7 protein-coding genes are annotated in these 7,832 nt (G+C 41.2%); 2 read left to right on the top strand and 5 right to left on the bottom strand.

Annotated features, from left to right (window positions below; all coding sequences use genetic code 11):
• Together AC1DDX_RS18135 and AC1DDX_RS18130 are read right to left on the bottom strand one after the other, a co-directional pair.
• A partial coding sequence (locus AC1DDX_RS18135; protein WP_477622364.1) for an imelysin family protein occupies positions 1-1,082 on the bottom strand: 1,082 nt, incomplete at its 3' end.
• A gap of 78 nt (positions 1,083-1,160) precedes the next feature.
• Complete coding sequence (locus AC1DDX_RS18130) at positions 1,161-2,261, bottom strand: DUF4856 domain-containing protein (RefSeq protein ID WP_288878983.1); 1,101 nt, start codon at positions 2,259-2,261, stop codon at positions 1,161-1,163.
• A 141-nt stretch (positions 2,262-2,402) separates the two neighbouring features.
• Here AC1DDX_RS18130 and AC1DDX_RS18125 point away from each other — a divergent pair, with 141 nt between their 5' ends.
• Together AC1DDX_RS18125 and AC1DDX_RS18120 are read left to right on the top strand one after the other, a co-directional pair.
• The gene (locus tag AC1DDX_RS18125) at positions 2,403-3,077 is read left to right on the top strand and encodes a response regulator transcription factor (RefSeq protein WP_172659770.1); all 675 of its coding nucleotides are present in this window, start codon (positions 2,403-2,405) and stop codon (positions 3,075-3,077) included.
• Positions 3,077-4,315, top strand: a complete 1,239-nt coding sequence (locus tag AC1DDX_RS18120; RefSeq protein WP_288878982.1) for a sensor histidine kinase — start codon at positions 3,077-3,079, stop codon at positions 4,313-4,315. The genes AC1DDX_RS18125 and AC1DDX_RS18120 overlap by 1 nt, the downstream gene beginning before the upstream one ends.
• Here the strand turns inward: AC1DDX_RS18120 and AC1DDX_RS18115 are convergent.
• From AC1DDX_RS18115 to AC1DDX_RS18105, 3 genes are all read right to left on the bottom strand, one after another.
• A complete protein-coding gene (locus AC1DDX_RS18115) occupies positions 4,312-4,695 on the bottom strand; it encodes a sigma-70 family RNA polymerase sigma factor (RefSeq protein ID WP_246269423.1) in 384 nt (127 codons plus the stop codon). The genes AC1DDX_RS18120 and AC1DDX_RS18115 overlap by 4 nt on opposite strands.
• A 275-nt stretch (positions 4,696-4,970) precedes the next feature.
• Complete coding sequence (locus AC1DDX_RS18110) at positions 4,971-7,184, bottom strand: outer membrane protein assembly factor BamB family protein (RefSeq protein WP_172659768.1); 2,214 nt, start codon at positions 7,182-7,184, stop codon at positions 4,971-4,973.
• A 92-nt stretch (positions 7,185-7,276) separates the two neighbouring features.
• Positions 7,277-7,657 (bottom strand): hypothetical protein, encoded by a 381-nt coding sequence (locus AC1DDX_RS18105; RefSeq protein ID WP_477622363.1) that lies wholly within the window; start codon positions 7,655-7,657, stop codon positions 7,277-7,279.
• Between the last annotated feature and the right edge of the window lie 175 nt (positions 7,658-7,832).

Below are 7,832 nucleotides of genomic sequence, written 5' to 3'. Positions count from 1 at the left end.
CCATCAGTATCCTGATAGGTAATACGCACGCCTGTTGCCGAAGCTACATCGGTCTTAATCAATGTCAATAGTATTTGTATCTCACGGTAAGCAGCCTCAATTTCTGTTTTCTTATTGGCCAAAGCAGTTGAGAACGGATCAGGTATCGCATTCAGTTTAACAATAGCTAAATCAAACTGTTTAATTACGTCATCACTTAATGGTTTCTTATTTAAAGCGACCAGGTAATCAGACATCCCCTTACCGCTATTGTTTCCGGTAAACATCTTTTTAAGGTTAGTCAGGTTTGCTACCGCCAGTGAAACAGATATCCCTGCGTGATAACCCTCTGTTTTATCCGGATATTGAACTCCTCCCGATTGTTTGCCAAATGGCCAGCCAATACGAGGTCCTTTCATCTGGTCCATTTCATAGGCGAACTGGTTGATCAGAAAAGCAATAGGGCTACCTGCATCAGAACGTGTATTTTGTACAAATTCTGCTTTGTAGGTATTTTTCCAGGTAGTAACTACACCACCGGTAAGCGTTTTCATTCGTGCAAGCAGATCCTGTACATATTTTTTACGGTTAGCAGCACTGCTACCACTGAATTTAGCCAATGCATCGGGAGCAAACAACACATAATCAAGCGAAGGAAAACCTTGCTGATCTATGGTGGAATTTTGCGTCAGGTCGTAAGTTCCACGGGTAATGTTTCCGTCAATTACTGCGTTATCTGCCGGAAACGTATTTAGAAAATTATTAAGTAAAACCCGCTCTGAAGGTCCGAACTGATTTACCGATACCTGCTCATATTGCAGATATGCAGTCTTAAATGCAACTTTTAAAGTTTGTTGGTTATCCGCATTCGGGGTGGCAAGAAACGTATTTGCAGTGGTTTCCAACTGGGTGATTTGGTCCTGTAGCCCCATATATGCAGGAATAATCAAATTGTCAGCATAGTTCGTTAGCATACCGGCTTTATCAAAGCCATCTGCTTTCGGACCATTATCTGTGCCCGATTTTTTAGAGCAGGCAACGATGAAAACTGTAATTGCCAGTATGGTGACTCCCATGCCGTATTTGATTCGATTGATATTCATATTCTTTAACTTAATGTATTAACAATGAAAGCTCCTGGCGCAAAAGTGCCAGGAGCCTTACTAAAACAAAACTGCTATTTAGTTTAAACCGTAGGTTGTTTTTAATATATTTTGTGCCTCAACCAATTTAGTAAAATTAGCCTCGTTGATTAATGTATAGAAATTAGTACCGATTGTTGCTTTAAGCTTCTGGTAGTTTGCGTCCGTTAATTTACTGTTTGCAGGGCGATATTTGAAGCATGAAATAAATCCATAACCTTCAGATAAAGCATGGAACTGCGTAGGCAGGTCACCAACGCTTACTGAATTAGTAGGTATTGTAGTGTAAGCAAGTGCCGCGGCAGCAACCAATTGCTCCCATTTAGCCTGAATAATAGTGATCTGCTCTTTTACAACTAGGTAATCTTTAGCCCCAATTGCCGCACGGCCTTTTAAGAAAGCGTTGAAAATTATTTTACCTGCTTCAATTCCTTTACCGCGTTCAGCAAGATAACCACCCCATAATAATGGTCTAACCGCATCTGTGTTAGCATAGGTTTTGTCCGGATTGTAATCAACAGGTACACCTAAATAACCAAAAGCTTCATCCCAGCTGCGTTGCATAGCTGTTGTACCATTAGTAACAGTAACATTATTAGCATCAGGCACACTGTTTAGGATATTAATAGCTTCTTTAAAGAATAAAGCGCCCATCATACCTTTAGCTACTGCCTGGTTGTACTCTAAACCTGTTGCGCTTACCAGTCTTTTTGAAGTGCCTTTAATAACGTAACCAGCACTACCGTTTGTAGCTTCAATGGCATTTTTAGTACTGTTTGCAGCTTGCTCCACAAAGTATCCTGTGAAAGTTTCAGCATCAGCAGTTTTGTCAGCCAGTTTCACACCAGATGCGTTTAGAGTTGCATCAGTTGTAAATGGATTATTAGTATTGTTAAAATAATCATTTGCTTTTGTTGAAGTAATGGTAGCATTTAATGCAGTTCCAAGGTAAGAGTTCAACTCTAAAGCCATTTTTACCCTTTGCGTCGAAGCAGTGTAGTTTGCTCCGGCGAAGTTGTAGGTTGTTGGCACTTCATAAGGAGGAATAACATCATCCTGAACATTATCTTTCTTACACGAAGCAAGACCCACAACAGCAAGGGCAATAAATACTGAACTCTTAAAGTATTGAATTTTCATTTTTCTATTTGATTATATAATTTATCACTATATTGTTTGTATTAAGTCTAAATAAGTGCTAATCTTGCTGCAAATATTAAAGCCAATTCTAAAGAATTTCTAAAGAGTCTAAAAAAATCGTATTTAATTTGAATAATAATTATGAAGGTGTTGTTTGTAGAAGATGAACCGGTACTATTGGAAGAAATGGAAACCTATTTCAGCTCACTCGATTGCATATGCGAACAGGCTATAACTTTTGGTCAGGCCGAGCAGAAACTAAGGGACTACATGTATGATGTTGTAGTGCTCGACATTACCCTGCCCGATGGAAGCGGGATAGACCTCATAGAAGACATCAGAAAAAGCCATCTGGAAACCGGAATCCTTATTCTCTCGGCAAAAGATTCGCTTCAGGACAAACTGAATGGATTAAATCTTGGCGCCGACGACTACCTCACAAAACCTTTTTACCTGGAAGAATTGAACGCCCGGGTCAACGCCATATACCGCAGAAAAACATTAAAAGGTGCCGAACAGATCACATTCGACGATTTCACCATGCACCCTTCTTCCAAATCATTCTTTTTCAAAGACAGCGAGGTAAGCCTAACCAGAAAGGAATACGACATGCTCATTTATTTCGTCATCAATAAGAACCGTGTGGTGAGCAAAGCATCAATAGTTGAGCACCTTTGGGGAGATCATTTCGACCAGAGTGATAACTTCGATACGGTATATGTACACATGAAGAATCTGAGGAAAAAACTGTGCAACATTTCCGGCAAAGAATACATCAAAACAGTATATGGAATGGGTTATAAGTTTACGTACTAGTGAGGCTCTTATCAAAAATTAGTTATTATCATTTTGGACTAAGTGCATTGGTTTTAGGCATTACCGGCTGCATGCTGTTCCTTTTTCTGAGGCATGAAATATCTAAAGAAATAGAGGAGCAGCTGGAATTACAGACCGATATGGTTGCCGAAGAAATCCATATGGGGCGAACGGTAGCTTTCCCATTGGTAACCATCACCAAGGGCGATGAAAGCCTGATGAAGCTGCCTAAAGTTTTTAAAGACACCCTCATTTATGATCGGCTCCAAAAAGTAACTGAAGGGTACTACTACTTCTCAGAGAGCAAAAAGATCAATGGTCAGCCCTACCGCATTAGGGTTATGACTACATATATTGGCTGGGACAATTATTCTAAAACCATCCTCTACATTTTCCTGTCCATAGCAGTCCTGTTAATTGTACTTGGCACGTTGGTCAACTATTTCATTAGCAGCAGGATATGGAAACCATTTTTAATAAACCTGAAGCGGATGAAGGGGTACTCTGTAAGTTCAAAAGAAGAATTACAGCTAACGCGTACTGATGTGACTGAGTTTAAGGAAATGAACAGCGTACTTATCGATTTGGCGGCCAGGGGCAAAAGGGAATATACGGCTTTAAAGGAATTTACTGAAAATGCCTCACATGAAATTCAAACCCCTCTTAGTATCCTGAAAACGAGATTGGAAAGTATTAGTCAGCAACCATTAACGGGAGACATTGCGCGTTTACTTAACGATGCAAAAGAAGCAACAATACGCCTTAGTAAAGTAAACAAGGGTTTGCTGCTGCTGGCCAAACTGGAGAATAATGCATTTACCGACGTACAATGGGTATCCTTAGAGAATACGCTGAAACGCAATTATGATTTAATGGAAGACCTGTTTCAGCATAAAGACTTACAGGTTGAACAGCATATTGAGTCCAAGGTAGTGTATGCCAGCTCATTCCTGATGGAAGTTTTGATTTCTAATTTGCTAACAAATGCCCTTTCTTATACCGATGCCGGTTCCAAAATAGTTTTTAGCCTGAATGAACATTCGCTGGCGATCAGTAATGAAGGAGAACCGCTTTCTTTCCCTGAATCTAAGTTGTTCACCAGATTTGGCAAAGGAACTGCCGGGTACAAAGGCAATGGTCTTGGATTATCAATTGTAAAGCAGATTTGCAACATTAATAAGTGGCAGGTTACTTATCATTATGAAAACAACATGCACAGATTTAGCATTGCTTTTTAACCCACCCCGCAACCAATCCCTACGCTAATCAATATAAAATACGCCACATCCGACTGGTTAAAATGCGTTCTCAAAGTCTTCAATGCCGCGATAAGATGGTTCTTCACCGTGTTCCTAGATAAATGCAACTGCTCTGCAATTTCATCATAGCTAAGCCCCTGGTACCGGCTCATTCGAAAAATCAGCTGTTGCTGTGGCGGCAGCTGCACCAAAGCACTTTCTGTAAACTGCCTTAGGTCGCTTAACAACAAAGACTCTTCAGTTTCATTGATTACCTTTTCCATATCCGTCCAAAGCGCATCAATAGCCCTTTGCAACGTGGCCAGATCTCTTAGTGCATTTAGCGCCAGCGTTCTGGTAATGGTATACAGATAAGGCAAAACTCCTCATTTAACCTGTCGCGGTTAACTCAAACATTTAACAAAGCATCGTGAACAATTTCTTCAGCCCGTTCCCTGTTTTAAGAACCTAAAACAGAAAACATATAGCTTATTGAAATGCAAGTCAAAAACCTGCCTGAATGCACGTTCATCCCCCTGTTTCAATGAAACAGTCAGTTCCAGATCGGAAAAGTTACTGTAAGCGTTCATAAATATCTTTAATCCCTTCCAGTAAAGTTATATAAAATATTTAACAGTAGGTTAACATTTACTTACTAAAGTGTAAACGCCACGTACGCATCGCTAGATTTGCCTCCCCATTTTGAGCCTCCGCAGGCAATCACCACATATTGCTTACCATCAGCTTCATACACTGCCGGCGTGGCTACACCCGGTGCAGGTAAATCTGTTTCGAAAAGTATTTTCCCTGTTTTTTTATCTATCGCCCTGAATTTACCATCCGCTGTTGCACCAATAAAGATAAGTCCGCCTGCAGTAACCACCGGGCCTCCGTAATTCTCGCGCCCTGTAGTGGGCACTCCTTTCTTTTTCAGTTCTTCAAATTCACCAAAAGGAACTTTCCACACATATTTCCCGGTATTCAGGTTGATGGCATTTAAAGTTCCCCATGGCGGACTGATCGCAGGATAACCTTCCTTAGTCAGGAACTTGTTATAACCCGTAGATCCATAAGAAGGCTTTGCTGCCTTTGCGGTTTTGGCCTCTGATTTTCCGGTATAAGGCTTTGCCTGTTCAGCTTTAAGATCAAGAATAAATGATCCTATTGCGTTTTTTTCTTCTTTACTCAGGTGATTAAATCCCGGCATCATCCGCCTGCCTGTAGACAACAGCTCGGTAAACTGCGTTAGGTTATATTTCTTCTCAACACCCACTATCGACGGATAATCCCCTGCACCCAATCGTTCCGGACCATGGCAAACCATGCAATGCTTATTATACAAGGCCGCGCCTGCTTCCAGATTCGTTTGCGCCGTAGTTACAGGCGGCTCATTCTCCACAAGGTTCAGCACCCAGGCCATTTCATTGGCATTTACGTACAGGATATTTGATTCAGGATCAAAAGCCGGGCCTCCCCACTCGCCTCCACCGTCATACCCCGGAAAAATAATGGTTCCTTCTTTGGTCGGCGGAGTATATATTCCCTGCGAACGATAAGTTTTAAAGCGCTTTTTAATATCCTGTTGAGATGAATCACTAACCAAAGTATTCAGGTCGTTCTCTGTTAAGATCTGTCTGGCAAAAGGCTTAGGCAAAACAGGGAAAGGCTGGGTTGGCCAGAGTTTCTCACCAATAATTGGCGTATTTGTAATCATCTTCTTTTCCACAATAGGGAAAAGCGGCTTACCAGTAGCCCTTTCGAAAACGAAAATAAGCCCGGTTTTAGTAGTTTGCGCTACCGCATCTATCTTTTTACCCTGACGGGTTATCGTAGTCAATATTGGTGGACTGGAAATATCCATATCCCATACATCATGGTGTACAGTTTGAAAATGCCATTTCAATTTCCCGGTAAGGACATCTAAAGCCAGTACACAGTTGGCATAAAGTCCTTTGCCCAGTCGGTCGCCACCATAAAAATCATTGCTTGGGTTACCCGTTCCGGCAAACAACATTCCTCTCTTTTCATCCAGACTAAAGCCCGACCAGCTATTTGTGGAGCCCATGCGTTTATAGGCCGTTTTGTCTTCCCAGGTTTCATATCCGGGCTCTCCCGGCATAGGAATGGTATGGAACACCCATTTCTGTTTTCCCGTTTTCACATCAAATGCGCGGATGTATCCCGGCGTTTCCTCACCTACATAACCGCTCAAAAAGAACAGGTTTTTATAAACCATAACGGGAGAAGTAGGCGCTACAAAAACCTTGCTTTCTTCTCTTCCAAGCCCCTTCCTAAGGTCTATCCCACCGTCTTTACCAAAACTGGAGATCAGTTTACCGCTAACCGCATTTATTGCAAAGGCAATTGGTCCTACGGTATAAATGATTCGCTTATCGGCTCCTTCCTGCCAATAAGCCACACCCCTGTTCATGTTTACACTATTGCGGTGCCATGTTTTATTTATGGTAGAATCGGCCGGATCAAAATTCCATTTTTCTTTTCCGGTAGCCGCATCTATCGCAAAGAGCTTTAGCTTTGGAGATACTCCATAGAGTACGTTATTAACGATGATGGGATTACACTGAATGGAACCAAATTTAGTATTGTCGTTTTGCTCCGAATGATATACCCATGCAACCTTTAGCCGGCTTACATTACTGGTATTGATCTGTTTAAGCTTCGAATATTTTATATTTTCACCATTACCTCCGGTAACTTTCCAGTCTCTGTATTTACCAATGGTATCAGCATACCTGGCTGTTGAAGCAAAATCAAATGTGCTATTTGATCCAATTTTATCACTTTTATAAGCCAGAAGTAATCCGGAAACAGTCAGCAATCCCAAAAGATGCTTTTTACTAATAGTCATACAGGAAATATTTTCCGTTAATTTATTAAATTATCTGAAAATATAATGGCTACCGTTTCCGGATTATGGTAATATTATTATGGCATCAACACTTATTCTGTTTTAATGGCCTGTAAGGCTTTGCCGTTTAAAGAAACCGTTGCCTTATCGGAAATGGTATAATGCGTTTTGGTAATGTTAGGATCCATCAGGTCAAGACTTCCCTCACCAGGAATATCAAAAGCCGCCGTATCGATCTGGTTTGCCGAAGAAATAACCAGGCTGGCATTCCCATTGTCCTTATTACCTATTACCGCATTTAACTTGCCCACTTTCAATTTGTCTAAAAATGCACTGGTGTATTTACCCAGATCCAACTGCATCGCATCTTGCTCGAAACCGGAAATATTAATGTTGCCGGAAATATGGGCCCTTTTTTCTTCCTCTTTGTCTCTGTGATATGCACGACTGGTTAGCTTAACAGTACTTGGCATGATCAGGATCAATTCATTGTCCCAAATCTGAAAACCGCCGTCTTTAGCTGCTTTTGTCAGATCTATTTTTATCGAATTTCCATTTTTTGTCCATACCAGGTTTCCCTTAAGTCTGTCTCTTAACCACAGGCCCGGGGTTTTACCCTTCTCAATGCGGTTTTACCCTTCTCAATGC

Source organism: Pedobacter sp. 10L46_2, assembly GCF_056395165.1.
This window is presented reverse-complemented; position numbering and strand designations above follow the sequence as displayed.

Bases quoted from the DNA above. Each gene is read 5' to 3' on its own strand.
- AC1DDX_RS18130 (WP_288878983.1), bottom strand. From the start codon at position 2,261: ATGAAAATTCAATACTTTAAGAGTTCAGTATTTATTGCCCTTGCTGTT.
- AC1DDX_RS18125 (WP_172659770.1), top strand. From the start codon at position 2,403: ATGAAGGTGTTGTTTGTAGAAGATGAACCGGTACTATTGGAAGAAATG.
- AC1DDX_RS18110 (WP_172659768.1), bottom strand. From the start codon at position 7,184: ATGACTATTAGTAAAAAGCATCTTTTGGGATTGCTGACTGTTTCCGGA.
- AC1DDX_RS18105 (WP_477622363.1), bottom strand. From the start codon at position 7,657: ATGCCAAGTACTGTTAAGCTAACCAGTCGTGCATATCACAGAGACAAA.